General features: G+C 41.6%; 14 protein-coding genes. 7 read left to right on the top strand and 7 right to left on the bottom strand.

All coding sequences use genetic code 11. From position 1 onward, the window contains the following. Position 1: 1 nt before the first annotated feature. Entirely contained in the window at positions 2-1,249 is a 1,248-nt protein-coding gene (hutI, locus tag QL984_RS14040) for an imidazolonepropionase (RefSeq protein WP_024602139.1), read from the bottom strand. A gap of 110 nt (positions 1,250-1,359) precedes the next feature. On the opposite strand from hutI, the gene hutC reads away from it, so the two are divergent. From hutC to hutH, 3 genes are read left to right on the top strand one after another with little or no spacing between them, the layout of a single operon-like run. Further along, positions 1,360-2,088: a histidine utilization repressor gene (gene hutC, locus QL984_RS14035; protein ID WP_096038897.1), complete on the top strand. Its 729-nt coding sequence runs from the start codon at positions 1,360-1,362 to the stop codon at positions 2,086-2,088. Between the two features lie 22 nt (positions 2,089-2,110). Beyond that, the gene (hutU, locus tag QL984_RS14030; protein WP_036955754.1) at positions 2,111-3,790 is read left to right on the top strand and encodes a urocanate hydratase; all 1,680 of its coding nucleotides are present in this window, start codon (positions 2,111-2,113) and stop codon (positions 3,788-3,790) included. After that, positions 3,787-5,319 (top strand): histidine ammonia-lyase, encoded by a 1,533-nt coding sequence (hutH, locus tag QL984_RS14025; RefSeq protein ID WP_013463891.1) that lies wholly within the window; start codon positions 3,787-3,789, stop codon positions 5,317-5,319. The genes hutU and hutH overlap by 4 nt, the downstream gene beginning before the upstream one ends. On the opposite strand, the gene QL984_RS14020 is transcribed toward hutH, so the two are convergent. Then, positions 5,316-6,086, bottom strand: a complete 771-nt coding sequence (locus tag QL984_RS14020; RefSeq protein ID WP_036955751.1) for an NADP-binding protein — start codon at positions 6,084-6,086, stop codon at positions 5,316-5,318. The genes hutH and QL984_RS14020 overlap by 4 nt on opposite strands. Before the next feature lie 620 nt (positions 6,087-6,706). On the opposite strand from QL984_RS14020, the gene secA reads away from it, so the two are divergent. Together secA and mutT are read left to right on the top strand one after the other, a co-directional pair. Then, the gene (gene secA, locus QL984_RS14015; protein WP_016899311.1) at positions 6,707-9,415 is read left to right on the top strand and encodes a preprotein translocase subunit SecA; all 2,709 of its coding nucleotides are present in this window, start codon (positions 6,707-6,709) and stop codon (positions 9,413-9,415) included. Between the two features lie 70 nt (positions 9,416-9,485). Further along, positions 9,486-9,884 carry an 8-oxo-dGTP diphosphatase MutT gene (gene mutT / locus QL984_RS14010; RefSeq protein WP_290172870.1) on the top strand — a complete coding sequence of 133 codons (399 nt, stop codon included), beginning with the start codon at positions 9,486-9,488 and terminating at the stop codon, positions 9,882-9,884. Positions 9,885-9,992: 108 nt separating this feature from the next. Here the strand turns inward: mutT and QL984_RS14005 are convergent, their stop codons facing one another. The 3 genes from QL984_RS14005 to pmbA all read right to left on the bottom strand — a co-directional run bounded on the left by QL984_RS14005 (position 9,993) and on the right by pmbA (position 14,243). After that, a complete protein-coding gene (locus tag QL984_RS14005; RefSeq protein WP_016899313.1) occupies positions 9,993-12,065 on the bottom strand; it encodes a M13-type metalloendopeptidase in 2,073 nt (690 codons plus the stop codon). 239 nt (positions 12,066-12,304) lie between these two features. After that, positions 12,305-12,784, bottom strand: a complete 480-nt coding sequence (locus tag QL984_RS14000) for a DUF721 domain-containing protein (RefSeq protein ID WP_036955747.1) — start codon at positions 12,782-12,784, stop codon at positions 12,305-12,307. Positions 12,785-12,893: 109 nt separating this feature from the next. After that, positions 12,894-14,243, bottom strand: a complete 1,350-nt coding sequence (gene pmbA / locus QL984_RS13995) for a metalloprotease PmbA (protein ID WP_036955745.1) — start codon at positions 14,241-14,243, stop codon at positions 12,894-12,896. A 145-nt stretch (positions 14,244-14,388) separates the two neighbouring features. Between pmbA and yjgA the strand changes: the two genes are divergently transcribed. Together yjgA and hemN are read left to right on the top strand one after the other, a co-directional pair. Continuing rightward, positions 14,389-14,913 carry a ribosome biogenesis factor YjgA gene (gene yjgA / locus QL984_RS13990; RefSeq protein WP_013463882.1) on the top strand — a complete coding sequence of 175 codons (525 nt, stop codon included), beginning with the start codon at positions 14,389-14,391 and terminating at the stop codon, positions 14,911-14,913. A gap of 116 nt (positions 14,914-15,029) precedes the next feature. Beyond that, positions 15,030-16,403 (top strand): oxygen-independent coproporphyrinogen III oxidase, encoded by a 1,374-nt coding sequence (gene hemN, locus QL984_RS13985; RefSeq protein ID WP_033104312.1) that lies wholly within the window; start codon positions 15,030-15,032, stop codon positions 16,401-16,403. 275 nt (positions 16,404-16,678) lie between these two features. On the opposite strand, the gene QL984_RS13980 is transcribed toward hemN, so the two are convergent. Both QL984_RS13980 and yihI read right to left on the bottom strand, forming a co-directional pair. Beyond that, the gene (locus tag QL984_RS13980; protein WP_013463880.1) at positions 16,679-17,194 is read right to left on the bottom strand and encodes a DUF2489 domain-containing protein; all 516 of its coding nucleotides are present in this window, start codon (positions 17,192-17,194) and stop codon (positions 16,679-16,681) included. A gap of 12 nt (positions 17,195-17,206) precedes the next feature. Beyond that, positions 17,207-17,791: a Der GTPase-activating protein YihI gene (gene yihI / locus QL984_RS13975; protein WP_013463879.1), complete on the bottom strand. Its 585-nt coding sequence runs from the start codon at positions 17,789-17,791 to the stop codon at positions 17,207-17,209. Positions 17,792-18,279 lie beyond the last annotated feature (488 nt).

Raw genomic sequence — 18,279 nt, 5'->3', positions numbered from 1 at the left:
ACTAACTAAGTTTACCCAATATCCATAAATTTAACAGTTTATTTACCCCAAACTGATAACTTAATTGTGCAGGGTGGTCAATTTGCCAATGAGCGATATCTGCGCGAGCGCCAACTTTTAACACCCCTCTATCAGTAAAACCTAAAGCACGAGCCGCATGTGCTGTTACGCCAGTTAATGCCTGCTCTGGAGTGAAATTAAATAAGGTGCAGGCCATATTCATCATTAATTGCAACGAACATAATGGTGATGTGCCGGGATTAAAATCACTGGCAATTGCGATGGGAACCTTGTATTTATTTAACAGTTCAATTGGTGGGTATTTCGTTTCTTTTAAAAAATAAAAAGCCCCAGGCAGTAATACCGCCACAGTGCCTGCGTTTGCCATAGCTTTAACGCCTGCTTCATCAAGGTATTCTAAATGATCAGCCGACAGGCCATTGTATTGTGCTACCAGCGCTGCACCGTGTTGATTTGATAATTGCTCGGCATGACACTTGATTGCCAAACCCTGTTTTTTAGCTGCATCAAATACGCGTTGAGTTTGTGCGTAGCTAAAGCCAATGTCTTCACAAAAAACGTCAACGGCATCCACTAGGTCATGTTCAACAAGCGTGCTTAGCATTTCATTACATACCAAATCTATGTAATCATCACTGCGGTTTTTAAACTCCAAAGGTAGCGCATGTGCCCCTAAAAAGGTGTTAACCACTTCAATGGGGTGATGTTGATTTAACAGCCTAGCCACCTCCAATATTTTTTTCTCATTGTCTATATCAAGCCCATACCCTGACTTAATTTCAACCGTCGTCACCCCTTCAGCTAACAATGCATTTAAACGCTCTTTTGCTGCTACAAATAACTGTTCGTGGTCAGCCTCTCGGGTTGCTTTAACTGTACTTGCTATTCCCCCTCCCTGCGCTGCTATTTGCTGATAGCTCACGCCCTGCAAACGCTGCTCAAACTCTTGCGCACGAGAACCGGCAAACACTAAATGTGTATGGCAATCAATTAAGCCTGGGGTTAACCATTGTCCTTTTACACTTAATATCGGGGTGGCTAACACATCAAAATTAGGTAAATCAGCTTGTTTACCTAGCCACACTATTTTGCCATTTTTAATAGCTAGCGCCGCATTTTCTATCGCCCCATAAGGCGCATCAATATTGCTATCCATGGTCGCAATGTTGGCATCTGTGAGCAATAAATCGATATCATTTAACTGTTCTGTAGATTCTGTGGCTTGCATAAGTTTCTCCGCGATAATGTTCAAACGAGTTTAACAACACATCTTGTATATACAAGGTAATTATGCCATCTTATTAAGTATTGTTTATTTTTAATACACCAAAAGCGTTTATGCCAACACCTAAATTTACACAAATAAAACAGTTTATTGTGGACAAAATACGCAGTGGGCTTTGGCTTGAAAACCAACGCGTGCCCTCAGAAAATGAACTGGCAAAGCAGTTTGCGGTAAGCAGAATGACCGCACGTCGAGCGTTAAGTGAGCTAACTGATACAGGCATTTTAACCCGTAGCCAAGGGCTAGGTACTTTTGTCGCAAGCTTTAAGTCGCAGTCATCATTACTCGAAATAAAAAACATTGCACATGAAGTCAAAGAGCGAAACGGAAACTACAGCTGCACAGTACAGGTGTTGGAATCAATCAATGCCGTGGCGCCAATTGCTATTGCTTTAGGTGTTGAGGTAGATAGTGTGGTGTATAGAAGTGTCATTATTCATAACGAAAATGACAGCCCCTTGCAAGTTGAAGAACGCTTTGTAAACCCGTTACTTGCCAAGGATTATTTACAACAAGATTTTACCGCTCTCACCCCACACGAATACCTATCAACAGTTGCCCCATTAACACAAGCAAGGCATACCGTAGAGGCTATTACACCAAGCAGTGAAATGTGTCAATGGCTTAACCTATATAACGAAGAGCCTTGTTTACAAGTAATACGCCGCACTTGGTCGGTTAACGGGATTGTTAGCTTTGCACGACTTATATCGCCGGGCAGTAAGTACCGCTTGGGCGGACAATTAACATTTAAAAATAATAATAAAGCGCATAACGCATAACACTATTTAACAGGAGTGAACAATGAATCATCGACTGGACACACAGCGCACAATACGCGCGCAACATGGCAATCAAATAACCACCAAAAGCTGGCAAACCGAAGCGGCTAAACGCATGCTAATGAATAATTTAGACCCTGATGTTGCAGAGCACCCTCAAGCTTTGGTGGTGTATGGCGGGATTGGCCGTGCTGCCCGTGATTGGCCAAGTTATGACAAAATAATTGAAACGCTTGAACGCCTAGAAGATGACGAAACTCTATTAGTGCAATCAGGCAAACCGGTGGGTGTATTTAAAACTCATAGCAATGCACCACGTGTGTTAATTGCCAATTCAAACCTAGTACCGCACTGGGCAAACTGGGAGCACTTTAACGAGTTAGATAAAAAAGGCTTGATGATGTATGGCCAAATGACCGCTGGGTCTTGGATTTACATTGGCTCTCAAGGCATAGTGCAAGGCACTTACGAAACGTTTGTGGCTATGGCAAAACAGCATTTTGCTGGTAATGCTAAAGGTAAGTGGGTATTAACGGGTGGCCTTGGAGGTATGGGGGGCGCACAACCATTAGCGGCTACTATGGCAGGCTTTAGTGCCTTGGTGGTGGAATGTGATGAAAGCCGTATCGATTTTCGGATAAAAACAGGATATGTCGATGTAAAAGCCACAGATCTTGAGCATGCACTAAAATTAATAACAGATGCTTGCATAAAAGGAGAAGCGCTTTCTGTGGGGTTACTAGGTAACGCCGCCGATGTGTTTAGTACCTTGGTAAAGAGTGGTATTACTCCCGATATAGTTACCGATCAAACCTCAGCTCATGATCCACTTAACGGTTACCTGCCACAAGATTGGAGTATGGAATACGCAGCTAAAATGCGAATCGATAACCCACAAGCAGTTGTAAAAGCGGCTAAACAGTCAATGGCAGTCCAAGTAAAGGCGATGCTGGCACTACAAAAAGCGGGCGCAGCAACAACCGACTATGGCAATAATATTCGTCAAATGGCCCTAGAAGAAGGCGTGAGTAATGCATTTGATTTCCCTGGGTTTGTGCCTGCGTATATTCGTCCATTATTTTGTGAAGGTATTGGTCCATTTAGGTGGGTAGCGCTATCTGGCGATCCTGAAGATATTTATAAAACCGATGCAAAAGTAAAAGAGCTCATTCCAGATGATAAACACCTGCATAATTGGCTTGATATGGCGCGTGAGCGAATTCAATTTCAAGGCTTGCCTGCACGTATTTGTTGGGTCGGTTTAAAAGATAGAGCGCGCCTTGCTGTTGCCTTTAACGATATGGTTAAAAGCGGTGAGCTTAAAGCGCCGGTAGTTATTGGACGGGATCATCTCGACTCAGGCTCAGTTGCCAGCCCTAACCGTGAAACTGAAAGTATGAAAGATGGCTCCGACGCGGTCTCCGATTGGCCACTATTAAATGCCCTGCTTAATACCGCAGGCGGTGCTACTTGGGTATCACTTCACCATGGCGGTGGTGTAGGCATGGGGTTTAGCCAGCACTCAGGCGTAGTGATTGTTGCCGATGGTACTGATGAAGCAGAGCAGCGTCTTGCTCGAGTATTATGGAACGATCCCGCCACCGGTGTAATGCGCCATGCTGATGCGGGTTATGAAATTGCAAAAAACTGTGCGCAACAGCAGCAGCTAGACCTACCAATGCTTAATGAGGACAAGTCATGATTTCATATACACTCAAACCGGGTCAGCTTGACTTAAACACGCTAAGAAAAATTAACAAATCAGCCATACACTTAACTCTGGCCAATGATGCACAGGCGCAAATAGCTGCCAGTGCTCAAACAGTCCAAAACGTGATAAACGAACATCGCACTGTATATGGTATTAATACTGGCTTTGGGTTATTGGCCAATACTAAAATCGCTGACGATGAACTCGAACTATTACAACGCAGTATTGTGCTTTCACACGCCGCAGGTATTGGTGAGTTAATGGATGACAGCACCGTTAGATTGATGATCACACTAAAAATAAACTCTTTATCGCGCGGTTATTCTGGTATTCGCTTAGCTGTGCTTGAGTTTTTTATGCAGCTGCTTAAAAGTGAAGTTTACCCTTGCGTGCCTAAAAAGGGCTCAGTGGGTGCATCGGGCGATTTAGCACCGCTTGCGCATATGTGTTTGCCTTTATTAGGTGAGGGTAAAATGCGTTATCAAGGTGAGCTGATAAGCGCTACACAAGGGCTAAAAATTGCAGGTCTTGAGCCACTAACATTAGCTGCAAAAGAAGGGTTAGCCTTATTGAATGGCACCCAAGCATCCACTGCATTTGCACTACAAGGCTTATTTAGAGCCGAAGACTTGTACGCACAAAGCTGTGTTATTGGCTCTATCAGTATAGAAGCGGCCATGGGCAGTCGCGCGCCATTTGATGCGCGTATTCATGACATTCGTGGTCAGCAAGGGCAAATAGATACGGCTCACGTATTTAGAGAATTACTCGATAGCCACTCACAAATTAGTGACTCACATATTAATTGTGAAAAAGTACAAGACCCATATTGCCTGCGCTGCCAGCCGCAAGTTCTTGGTGCATGTTTAACCCAAATACGTCAAGCCGCCGAAGTACTACTGTGTGAATCAAACGGAGTAACCGATAACCCTCTCGTATTTGCCGATGTAGGGGATATTATTTCAGGCGGAAACTTTCATGCTGAGCCCGTTGCTATGGCCGCTGATAACCTGGCGATTGCTATTGCTGAAATTGGCGCCTTAGCTGAGCGACGTATTGCTCTATTGATTGACTCTAATTTATCTAAATTACCGCCATTTTTAGTAAAAAACGGTGGGGTAAATTCAGGATTTATGATTGCTCAAGTCACCGCAGCTGCACTGGCCTCTGAAAACAAATCCTTAGCACACCCTGCTTCGGTAGATAGCTTACCGACTTCAGCAAATCAGGAAGACCATGTTTCTATGGCAACGTTTGCAGCACGACGACTAGTTGATATGGCTAATAATACGCAAGGCGTACTGGCCATAGAATGGCTCAGTGCTGCCCAAGGGCTTGAGTTTAGAGCACCACTACGCGCGTGTGATAAAGTAGAAAGTGCCAAAGCACTGCTACGCCAACATGTTAGCTATTACGACAAAGACCGGTATTTTGCTCCCGATATTGAAGCGGCCAACACGCTACTAAGTGAAGGTAAGTTGTGTGACTTCATAAGCCACTCCCCCTTACCTTCTTATTAAATACCATACTGATAACTACAACCCAGTGCTTCTATCGCTGAGCCAATAACTTTGCGCTCAGCGACCTCATTACTACTAAAGCTCGGCATTTGTGTGCCATACAGCTCACACTTTTGCGCATAATAATCTGCTTTGGTCGGGTGCGCTGGGTTCACCACGTTATAAATGCTCTGTCCTTGCGACCAGTTATTAAGGACCGCATAAATAGCATTGATCACATCTTGTTGATGCACCATATTCACTACTTGCTGACTAGAGGTATTGAGTTCTTTACCCGCCACAAAACGACCAGGCTCTCTATTTGGTCCCAACAATCCGGCTAAGCGAAGCACTTTACCTTGCTGTTCAAGCACTTGCTCTTCAGCGTCATACAGCTTTATTTGTCGCTCGTTAGTGCCTGATATATCGCTGCTTTCACTATAAACGCCAGGTTCTTGATCATATACCCCAGTCGATGAGCACAATAAAAAGCCTTTGCAATTAAGCTCAGTTGCCAGCTTTAACGCCTGCTCAAGCACTTGCGGATAATCACTTTCGCTATCTCGACTGCGAGGCGGGATTGCACAGACCCAATACGCATTTTGTAAATCAACTTGGTGCTGCAACTCACCGTTTTGTAAAACAAACTGACGTTCAAAATCAAATTGATGAGTGTCACTACGATGAGTCCCCTGCACTTGCCAACCTTGTTTTTGTGCATCAATACATAAGGCTTGGCCAAGCCAGCCAGCGCCAAGAACGACTAAATTATCTTTGTTGGTTTGCACTTTATTTACCCTTATTAAAACTCAATCAACGCGTTTTATAGCGATAAAAAATATAATTAACTTTATGCGACTAAAAATAATTTTAGCAAACGCTGGTTGCAGAAGATATTAACACACGCTTTTTTTCGATTAGTAATCTCTTTAATGATACCGCAACCATTCATTACATACCTGCAGATAAAGCGTATGACTTAAGTGACTTATCGAGAGTAATATATAAAACGATTGCTCAATTTAAGCTTTAAAAAACGATGGCTGCTAACAAGGCGTTTAAGGGTGAAATTTAAGCGCTTTGCTCTTGTTTTTAATTTATTCAGCACCATATCTTAAGGGTCTGTTTATCTGCAGTTTTAATCAAGTTTCGTTACATAACGCTATTTTTATGAGCGAGATCTCATTTTTCTGTTTTAAATGAAGATCTTTTTATTGAGGTAGTTTGATGTTTAGCAGAGTCTGGTATAGTAGCGCAGGTAATAAACAGTGCTTTTTAAGCAGCTTAATACAAAATTGCTAATTAATGTGTCCTAAAGGTTAATTTAAAGAATACATTAATTATCAATTGTAAAAAATGGGTTAGCCGATGTACGGCTAGCAAAAAAACACATTGTAACGGTTTTATCATGATATCTAATTTATTTACCAAGATTTTTGGTAGTCGCAATGACCGCACTATTAAAAACCTAAGAAAGACGGTCGCACTGATCAATGCACTTGAAACGCAGCTAGAAGCGCTTTCAGATGAAGATTTAAAAGCTAAAACAGCCGAGTTTAGAGAGCGTTACGATAACGGACAAAGCTTAGGCGATATTCTACCAGAAGCATTTGCAGTGGTACGTGAAGCATCAAAACGTGTAAACGGTATGCGTCATTTCGACGTGCAGTTATTAGGTGGTATGGTTTTACACCAAGGTCGTATCGCAGAAATGCGTACCGGTGAAGGTAAAACACTCACAGCGACACTGCCGGCTTATTTAAATGGTCTAACAGGTAAAGGTGTTCATGTCATTACCGTGAATGACTACTTGGCCAAACGTGATGCTGAAACCAATCGCCCATTATTTGAATTTTTAGGGTTAACCGTAGGCTGTAATGTTCCGGGCATGATGCCACAACAGAAAAAACAAGCTTATGCAGCTGACATCACTTACGGTACCAATAACGAATTTGGTTTTGATTACCTGCGTGACAACATGGCATTTAGTATTGATGAGCGCGTACAACGCCCATTATTTTATGCTGTAGTGGATGAAGTGGATTCAATCCTTATTGATGAAGCACGTACGCCACTGATTATTTCTGGTCCCGCTGAAGATAGCTCTGAGCTATACACTGAAATAAATACCATCGTTCCTCTACTTGAATTACAAGAAAAAGAAGACGAGGAAGGAATTGAAGGTGATGGCGATTTCACCATCGATGAAAAATCTAAGCAAGTTCATCTTACTGAGCGTGGGCAAATAAAAGTTGAAGAGTTACTTACCGAGCGCGGCCTAATTGAAGAAGGTGACTCACTATATTCAGCAGCGAGCATTACCCTACTTAGCCATGTTTATGCAGCTCTTCGTGCGCACAAGCTTTATCAAAAAGATGTTGACTACGTTATTAAAGAAAACGAAGTCATCATTATTGATGAGCACACAGGTCGCTCTATGGAAGGACGTCGTTGGTCAGAAGGTTTACACCAAGCTGTAGAGGCAAAAGAAGGTGTGAAAATTCAAAACGAGAACCAAACATTAGCCTCTATTACGTTCCAAAATTACTTCCGCTTGTACGAAACGCTAGCAGGTATGACAGGCACAGCCGACACAGAAGCGTTTGAGTTTCAGTCTATCTACGGTTTAGACACTGTGGTTATGCCAACCAATAAACCAATGATCCGCGATGATCGCGCTGATTTAGTTTACTTAACTCAAGAAGAAAAGTACGAAGCGATTTTAGCAGACATTAAAGACTGTCAAGAACGTGGTCAGCCGGTACTTGTAGGTACTATCTCAATTGAAAGCTCTGAGTACTTATCGCAGTTTTTACGCAAAGAAAAAATTAAGCACAACGTACTTAATGCTAAATTCCACGCACAAGAAGCAGACATTGTTTCTGATGCGGGCTTACCAGGCACAGTCACCATTGCCACCAACATGGCCGGTCGTGGTACCGATATTGTACTTGGTGGTAATTGGAACAGCGAAGTTGAAAAACTTGAGAACCCAACTGACGAACAAATTGCTGAAATAAAAGCAGCATGGAAAATTCGCCATGATGCGGTAATTGATGCTGGCGGCTTACACATTATTGGTACTGAGCGTCATGAATCACGTCGTATTGATAACCAGTTACGTGGTCGTTCTGGCCGTCAAGGTGATGCCGGTTCAAGCCGTTTCTACCTATCGATGGATGATGCGTTAATGCGTATTTTTGCCGGTGAGCGCATGACTAACATGATGCGTAAACTAGGTATGCAACGTGGTGAAGCCATTGAACATCCATGGGTAAACCGCGCAATCGAAAACGCCCAGCGTAAAGTAGAAGCACGTAACTTTGATGTGCGTAAACAGCTACTTGAGTACGATGATGTAGCAAACGATCAACGTCGTGTTGTTTATTCTCAACGTAACGAATTGCTTGAAGAAGGTGATATTTCAGAAACGATTACCGCTATCCGTGGTGATGTGCTCGCGGGTGTGATTGATCAATACATTGCCCCACAAAGCTTGGCTGAAATGTGGGATATCCCAGGGCTTGAAGAACGCTTAAAACAAGACTTCTTGATTGAGTTACCACTTTCGCAGTGGTTAGCTGATGACAATAAACTGTACGAAGAAAAACTGCGTGAGCGTATTGAAGAAGCGGTTGAACAAGCTTACAAGCAAAAAGAAGAAATGGTCGGCGATTCTGTACTGCGCCAGTTTGAAAAAGCCATTATGCTTCAAAGTCTTGACCAACATTGGAAAGACCATCTTGCTGCAATGGATCACTTACGCCAAGGTATTCACTTACGTGGTTATGCACAAAAGAATCCTAAGCAAGAGTACAAACGTGAGTCGTTTGAATTGTTCTCTGAAATGCTAGAAAACTTAAAAGTCGATGTCGTCGGTATTTTAAGTAAAGTGCAAGTTCGCGCCGAAGAAGATGTTGAAAAAGTAGAAGAGCAACACCGTAAAAGTGAAAATGCCCCTCGCGAATATCAACATGAAGAAGCAGAGCATGTAGGTGGTGAAGCACCACAAAGCGCTCAGGTTATGGCGCGTAGCGAGCCAAAAGTGGGTCGTAACGATCCATGTCCATGTGGTTCAGGTCAAAAATACAAACAATGTTGTGGTAAATTAAAATAACACCACTTTGTTACGTTAGATAAAAAGCGACGCTTGCGTCGCTTTTTTTATGCTATTTAAGGGAGAGGTAATGACTAAAGTAATCATCAATGTTGCTGTGGGTGTAATTAAAAAAAATAACAATGTGTTTATTTGTAAACGTGCAGATGAACAGCACCAAGGTGGCTTATGGGAATTTCCAGGCGGAAAAGTTGAAGCCGGAGAAAGTGTTTTTCAAGCACTGAAGCGTGAATTATTTGAAGAAGTAGGACTGACTATTCATAGCTCAAGCGAACTTGTCACTATAGAGCACGACTATGGCGATAAATGCGTACGACTTAATGTACACGTGGTCAGTAACTTTAATGGTCAAGCTCATGGCGCAGAAGGGCAACCAAGCGAATGGGTAGGTATAGACGAACTTGATAACTATGATTTTCCTGCAGCCAATGTCGAGATTATCAGCGCCATAAAAACGAAATATAGCTAGTTTTATCATCAGGTATAAAAGTAACTAAAAAGCCAGTGGGCATCATGCTCACTGGCTTTTTATTTTGCGATTAGTGGGGCTAACCGCTTAAGCTAATTTCAGCTTAAATTACCAAATTTTTACGCGATCTTCAGGCTTGATATACATTTTATCGCCCTCTTTAACATCAAACGCTTGGTAAAATTCCGGCATGTTCGACAAAATACCAATCACGCGATAATGACTCGGTGAATGTGAATCGGTCATTAAACGATTGCGCAATGCTTCATCACGGTATTTACGACGCCAAATTTGCGACCAGCCCATAAAGAAGCGTTGGTCGCCCGTATAGCCTTCAATAATGGGCGCTTTAGAATCACCCAGCGATAATTGATACGCTTTATAAGCGACGGTTAAGCCGCCTAAATCACCAATGTTTTCACCCAGTGTCAGCTCACCATTAACGCTGGCATCTTCAAACGGTTTATATTGATTATACTGCGCAACTAAGGCAGCACTTCGCTCTTCAAACTGCTTAAGGTCTGACTCGCTCCACCAATTACGTAAATTGCCATCACCGTCGTATTTTGCACCTTGGTCATCAAAGCCATGGCCTAACTCATGGCCAATAACCGCACCAATAGCACCATAGTTAACCGCATCATCTGCTTCTAAATTAAAGAAAGGAGGCTGCAGAATCGCCGCAGGGAATACTATTTCGTTATTCACTGGGTTATAGTAAGCATTCACTGTTTGTGGCGTCATATGCCACTCAGAGCGATCAACTGGCTTACCTAATTTAGCAATCATATCTGCATAAGCCCACTCACTGTAGCGAATATAGTTACCTACTAGTTCATCAGGATTAATTACTAAATCTGAATAATCTTTCCATTTATCTGGGTAACCAATTTTAGGCGTAAACTTATCCAGCTTTTCTTGCGCCGCAACTTTTGTTTCAGGGCTCATCCACTCAAGGTTTTCAATTGCCACTGAATAGCCTTTAATCACGTTATCAACTAATTCTTCCATGCGCGCTTTCGCTTCTGGCGGGAAGTTTTCTTTAACGTAGACTTTACCTAAAATTTCACCCAGTACACTGTTTGATGCATCAACCGCTTGCTTCCAAAGTGGCGCTTGCTCTTCAACACCACGCAATGTGGTGCTGTAAAAATTAAATTTCAAATCCACTAAGTCTTTATTTAGCAACTGCGCGTAATTACTAACGAAATGGAATTTTAAGTAGTTTTGCCAAACCGATAAGTCTGTATTTTTGAAAATGTCTGCAAATTTTTCAAAGTAACTTGGTTGGCGCACAATCAACTCTTGGGCATCAACACCAACGGCTTCAAAGTAAGCACTTAAATCAAAATCTCCCATTAACGTGTTAGCTTCAGCTACTGACATTTTATTATATGATTTTGTTGCATCACGACTTTGTACCCGACTCCACTGTGCATCAGCAAGTGTCGTTTCAAGGGCAAGTATCGCTTTGGCTGCATCAGCGGCATTATTAACGCCAGCTTTAGCTAAAATATCGGTAATATAGGTTTGATATGCCGCGCGAATTTTTGTGAATTTTTCATCATCTTTTAAATAATAATCACGGTCAGGTAAACCAAGTCCCGCTTGATAGGCATAAAGCGCATTTTCACTTGAGTTTTTAGCGTCATTATTAACATACCAGCCAAAAGGAAGATCTCCGCCTTTAACTTGTAGCTGTGCCATCAGTGTGACCAACGCGGCTTTATCTTTTACTGTATCAATGCTTTTAATAGCTGGCTCAAGTGGTAACATCCCTAACTCTTCACGAGCATTTTCTGCCATGTAGCTAGTATAAAATGCGCCGATCTTATATTCATCTGAACCTGGCTTTGCGCTGCTATTGGTACTGGCATTTTCTAGAACTGTTTTCATTGCTTTTTGCGATTCATCATATAACTGTGAGAACGACCCATAGTTTGACTTATCGCCAGGGATTTCAGTTTTTTCTAACCATTTACCGTTTACGTGGTAGTAAAAATCATCCTGTGCACGAACACTTTTATCGATATTTTGTAAATCAACACCTAAGGCACCAGGGGTTGCTACCGGTGCGGTTACTGTTGTTGCTTCTGCTTGCATTTCTTGTGGCTTTTCGCCGCAACCAACCAAACCTAACGCCAATGCAATACTGGCGGCAGTCATTGTTATTTTTTTCATAAGAATTCCGTATATTAATTAGAATAAATACGCATTTCATTAAGATTTGATAACTCAAAAAAACAACAATAGGATGCAGTCTATTATCTGCTTAATGAAATACGCATCAGCTACAACCTAATTTAGGAAGTACTAACTAGGCATGATAAACCTGATTTAAATAACAATAAAATCGAATATGTAACAAAGTATTTTAAAGCCAGCAAAACAAACCGAGCAAGGTGTTAAATGTTATTTAATTAAGGTTTATTTTTACCATGTAAAGCTAAGCGTTGAAGCTTTTCTTTTAATGACGGTGGAGCAGAATCGGCGATCGCATTTAAATAATCAGCCGTTTGTTCACTCATTTTAAGGGAGTTCGTTGGTTTGCCATCAGCCACTTTAGGTCGAGTGCTTAACCGTTGAGTTGCCTGTGGATTGGCAGTAATTTTTATTTGCCCAAGCTCGGCCATACCCGCGGCTCTAAAATGCGATTGCATGTCCATTTTTAAATAATTAAGCCTAAGGGCAATAGGTGCAGAAACGGCTTCTATCATTAAGGTGCCGTCACGGTAATTACTTACTCGGCACTTTTCACCTAACTTAGGGCCTAAGAAATCGCGCAACAATTGTTGCTGTGTATCCAGTGCTTGGCTTTTTCCCGCATAGGCTGCTAAGCGGTTGTTCAGCCCAGCCATAATATCGGTTAACGGTTTTGGCGCATATCTATCTTTAGCCATATCACACCTTAAAAACATCAAAAGAAGGCTTGCTTAAATTAAACTTAATTTAAGCAAGCAAAGTGGGTTTATACCAATTCACTGAAATAAATATTATTGCGGATGGGTATTAAGCACCTGCTACTTGCATTTGTTCAATCAGTACTGAACCAGTCTGAATCCCGCCGCGACGCTCTATATCGCCACCTATAGCGAAAATACCTTTGAACATATCTTTTAAATTACCAGCAATCGTAATTTCGCTTACTGGGTATTGTATTTCCCCATTTTCAACCCAAAAACCAGCCGCACCGCGAGAGTAGTCACCGGTTACGGTATTCACGCCCTGCCCCATCAATTCTGTAACTAATAAGCCCGTACCCATGGTTTTTAATAATGCAGTTAAATCTTGATGCGTCTGTTCTACTAACCAATTATGAATACCGCCAGCGTGCCCTGTTGGGGTCATATTCATTTTACGTGCAGCATAGCTTGCTAATAAATACGTTTGTAACTCGCCACCGTGAATTATTTCTCTGTCGAGAGTTTTAACCCCTTCGCTATCAAATGGCGATGATGCTAAGCCTTTAAGTAAGTGCGGACGCTCTGAAATATTAACGGTTTTGCTAAATACCTGCGTGCCTAAGCTATCCAATAAAAAGCTGGATTTACGATACAGTGCGCCACCACCAATTGCTGATACCAAATGGCCAAACAATGAATTAGCAATATCGGCTCTAAAAATAACCGGCACTTTCATGGTGCCTAGTTTTTGGCTGTTTAGTTTTGCTAGGGTTTCTGCTGCAGCTTCAAGTCCAACACTTGCAGCATCTTTTAACCCCGCTTGATCGCGAGAAATCGTGTAGGCTGAGTCGCGCTGCATATGCTCGCCCTCTTTACCTATCACCATAGTGCTTATGCTGTGGCGAGTACGTGGAAAGCCTGCAATTAAACCATGGCTGTTACCATATACTCGCAAACCTTGATGCGATGAAAAGCTAGCGCCATCTGAATTCACTATTCGCTCATCGGCGTTTAATGCGGCTTGCTCTGCGGCATGACACAAATCAATCCCTTGCTCTGGGCTTACATCCCAAGGATGAAACAAGTCTAAATCTTTAGGGGCAAACTCAAGCAGTTCTTTATCAGCAATGCCATTACATGGATCGTCTGAAGTGAATTTAGCAATATCGATGGCTTTTTCGACCACAGCACGTAATGTTTTAGGATTTAAATCAGCCGTTGATGCCGAGCCTTTGTTATTGCCAACATACACGCTAATACCTAAACCACCGTCTTGATTAAACTCAATGGTTTCTACCTCCCCCATGCGCGTACTTACCGACAGCCCCGAAGTGCTAGACATAGCAGCTTCTGCAGCGGTAGCACCTAGTTTTTTAGCATGTTCAAGTACTTCTGATACAGCGTCTTTTACTTGAGAGATTTGCGAATAAATTGGATCTTGGTGTTGGCTTTTCATAAATTCTGTCCTGAGCCCTGAAGGCCATATTGCACACATTTTTTATATTTAAATGCTAACACACTCACTGCACCACATCAGCTAATATTAATCACTAAAAGAATCGCGTATAATAGATGAAGTTATTTTTATTTAAGAGCACCCCATGGCGAAGAAAAAAGGCAAGCCTGCTGAAATTGAAGAAGAAATTATATATGTATCAAAAAGTGAACTTAAGCGCGAAGCGCAAGAGTTTCATCAGTTAGGATCTGAAATTGCCAAAATGGGTAAAAAGCAGCGCGAACGCCTGCCGCTCAATGATGACTTAAAAGAAGCAATGGTGGTTGCTGATAAAATAAGTAATAAAAGTGATGCCTACCGCCGACATTTAAATTACATCGCAAAAACCCTTCGTACGGTAGAAAATATTGAAGAAATTAAAGCGATCATTGATGTCATGCTTAATAAAAATAACCAAGCTGAGGTTATGATCAAAAAAATTGAGCAACTGCGCAGTGATTTAATTGAACAAGGCGATGACTTAATCAACGAAACAATTGAACAATATCCAGCTCTTGAGCGCCAAAAAATGCGCCAAATGGTGCGTAATGCTGCCAAAGAAGTAAAAGCTGAAAAACCAGCGAGAAGCTACAAAGAGTTATTTCAGTACTTAAAAGACGCCATAATGTAACGCAGCCGCGTTATATATTAAAAAGGTGCTGCGGCACCTTTTTTTGTTGTAGATCAAAACCTCCTCCTCTTTGCTTTTTTACAATACGCAGCAACTTAAAAGATAAGGTGCGCGTGATGATTAAACTTCCTCAATGGGATCAAACTTTAATAAACAAATACAATGTATCGGGCCCGCGTTACACGTCTTACCCGACCGCGCTTTCGTTAGCTGATGGTTATCAGCAACAAGATTTGATTAGCGCTATTGAATCATCGCAAACCCGTTCGTTGTCTTTATATATTCATATTCCTTTTTGTAGTCAGCTTTGTTATTACTGTGGCTGTAATAAAGTCATTACTCGCCACCAATCTAAAGCCGATACCTACCTAGACTTTTTAGCTAAAGAAATTGCAGCACAAGCACCGCTGTTTCAAGATTATCGGGTTGAGCAATTACATTTGGGGGGGGGCACACCAACTTTTTTAACCGCAACGCAAATGACGCGCTTAGTAAAGCTGCTAGAGCAACACTTTAACTTTAGCGATACCTGCGAGCGCGGTATCGAAATCGACCCTCGCTCACTGGCTGACAATATGCTGGTTGATTTAAGCGAGTTGGGGTTTAATCGTGTGTCATTTGGTATTCAAGATTTTAATGATCAGGTTCAGCTGGCTGTTAATCGCCCTCAGCATGTTGATGAGGTAAAGCAATTAATTACCCAAGCAAAACAGTTGGGCTTTAAATCAATTAATGCTGATATGATTTATGGCCTGCCACTACAAACACCTGAGAGCTTTACGCAAACGATTGAGCAACTTATTGCCTTAAACCCTGACCGCGTTTCAGTATTTAACTACGCTCATTTACCGGAACGTTTTGCCGCCCAACGTAAAATTAAAGACGCCGATTTACCCAGTGCGCATAATAAGCTCACCATGTTTAAAAATACCCTAGAGCAAATGACGCAGGCGGGCTATCAATTTATAGGTATGGATCACTTTGCAAAAGTTGATAATGAGCTAGCCATTGCACAAAATACGAATCAGCTGCATCGTAATTTTCAAGGCTACACCACTCATGGCGAGTGCGACTTATTGGGCTTAGGTGTCTCGTCTATTTCACAAATAGGCACAGCGATATTACAAAATAAAAAAGAGTTAAAACATTATTATCAAGCAGTTGATGAGCAAGCAGGCAGTGCCATTAATAAAGGCATGCATTTAACCCAAGATGATCTTATTCGCGCCGATGCGATTAAGCAGCTTATTTGCCAGTTTGAGCTTGATATGAGCGTATTCGCTAACAGACATAAAATCAGCTTTAATGACTACTTTCAAGATGCTTTAGAGGCACTCGCACCATTAATTGCCGATGAAATGGTAACAATAGAAAACAACCTAATTAGCGTAACACCAAAAGGGAATTTATTTATTCGTATTATTTGTATGTGCTTTGATGCGCATTTACAAAAACAGATAAATGCCACTCGCTTCTCACGCGTTATATAATTTAACCTGAACTCTGGATAATAAATCTATCTCAAGCAGCTATTTTCAGCGCTAACTGCGTTGAATTTACTTGCAATAGGCTAGCTATTGACGCGTAATTTCGCCTTGTTTTCACTGGAAATCTCTGGCTAGAGAAAAATAAACATAAATATCATTTTTTGATTCAATACGTTAGTAAATCTCTTAACCAGAGTTCAGGTTAATTTAAAACTAGCACGCATAAAAAAAAGCAGACCAAGGTCTGCTTTTTTTATATATGCCGTAAAATCTAAGCGCTAGTTAAAAACCACGTTTTCGCTGCCTTGGGCTGCTTTAAACTCAACAATAATTTTTTTACAGTCAGCTTCAATTTCATCACTCAGTGATTCTTCTGCGCGCCAGCGCGCCGTGTCTTGCTTAAAAATTTCTTTTTTAGCGTACTTTTTGCGCGAATCATGGGTTGGCATTTCTTTTACCACGTCGTACATTTTATAAATACCCGGGTATGCACTCGTTAGGTCGCGCTCAGTATCAAAACTATATTGCGACATAAGCACCCAAATACGTAAGCACCCCTCAGAGTAATCACATTGCTTTTCATTCATAGCACGTGCAATTAAATGAATACTATCGGCTAACTTCGCATTACGCTTTAAACGCGACTGTTTTAGCTTTTGCTGTTGCTCTGTCTGTTTTTTGCTAATTAGCTTTTTTTGCACATTTAGCTTATAGAGCAACTGACCCGCATAAAATGCCAAGCCCGCTATAATAGCAGCACCTACAACTAAGGCTAAGATCACTGCTGTACTCATTGCGTGTCCTTATTACTTATCTTCGTCGTCATCTAGCCATTCATTCGCTAGATCGTTTGATAGGTATTGATCAAAGTCTGAATTACTGTCTTCATCGCTGAAGTCATCTTCAAACTCTTCTTCATCTTCAATGCCTAATAATTTACAAAGCACTTGGTGACGCGCTATGCGGCTATTAAAGTATTTTGCATCTTTACCCGTTAGCATTTCACCTTGCTCATGACGCTCAACTAATTTAAGTAAGCGCTCATCATTTTCAAGGGCTTCTAACTCTTGTTCAGGCGTTAATTCTGGTTCAACAGCCTTTTTAAGCTCTGCTACAGGTTTAAGGTTACGTTTCATTTCGATTTTTGGTTCAGCAGCAGGTGCAACCAATGGCACTGCTTTTTTACTACCAACGCGTTTATCTTTAGCAGCCGAACCTGCTTTTTGAGTGTCATTACTCAATGCATCCGGTGCATTACGTGAACCAGGCTTAGCGCCCTTAGTTTTTTTAACACGTTGCTCTTTCAATGCGCGCATTTCTTTAAGCTTATCTTGACTTAAACGAACGGGACCATTTGATGGAATTTTACGTGACTTTTTCTTTCTACTCATATCTTGATCGTCTCACTTAAGAGGTTTTGAGCGAGGCGCAACTCAATGGGCATCGCGGTGCTGGCCTAGCCAGGAGAATTCAGTTTGGGCGTTTTGCGCGCCAAAGCACAGTTAAGGTGCTTTTTTTAAACGGGGGGTATTGTAACAGGACAAATAAAAAGGCGGTAGAGAAAACATCTCTACCGCCTACTAATCTGAGCGCCATTATATGGACACTTCTCCCTTCGACTTTTTAGTCTTTATTGTTTTTATTATTATTTTCTATCCGTATTTTTATTATTTATCTTCCGTGTAGCATTCCATTTTGTTTTTATTATTAAACTTCCATGAGTATTTTATTATTTTCGGTCTTCCTAACACTTTTTTGATATTTCCTTTGGTAGCACACTCTATGTGCTATTCAGTCGTGCCGCGCTACTATCCTTATAACGTTTTCCTATTTGTTATTGTTTTTGCGACAGGGGTTAATTTACTCGTTAATAATTTTG

Origin of the sequence: Pseudoalteromonas sp. APC 3495, assembly GCF_030407645.1 — a bacterium.
GTDB classification, from domain to species: Bacteria; Pseudomonadota; Gammaproteobacteria; order Enterobacterales; family Alteromonadaceae; genus Pseudoalteromonas; species Pseudoalteromonas tetraodonis.
The sequence above is the reverse complement of the archived record's forward strand: the minus strand, read 5'-3'. Positions and strand labels throughout refer to the sequence as shown.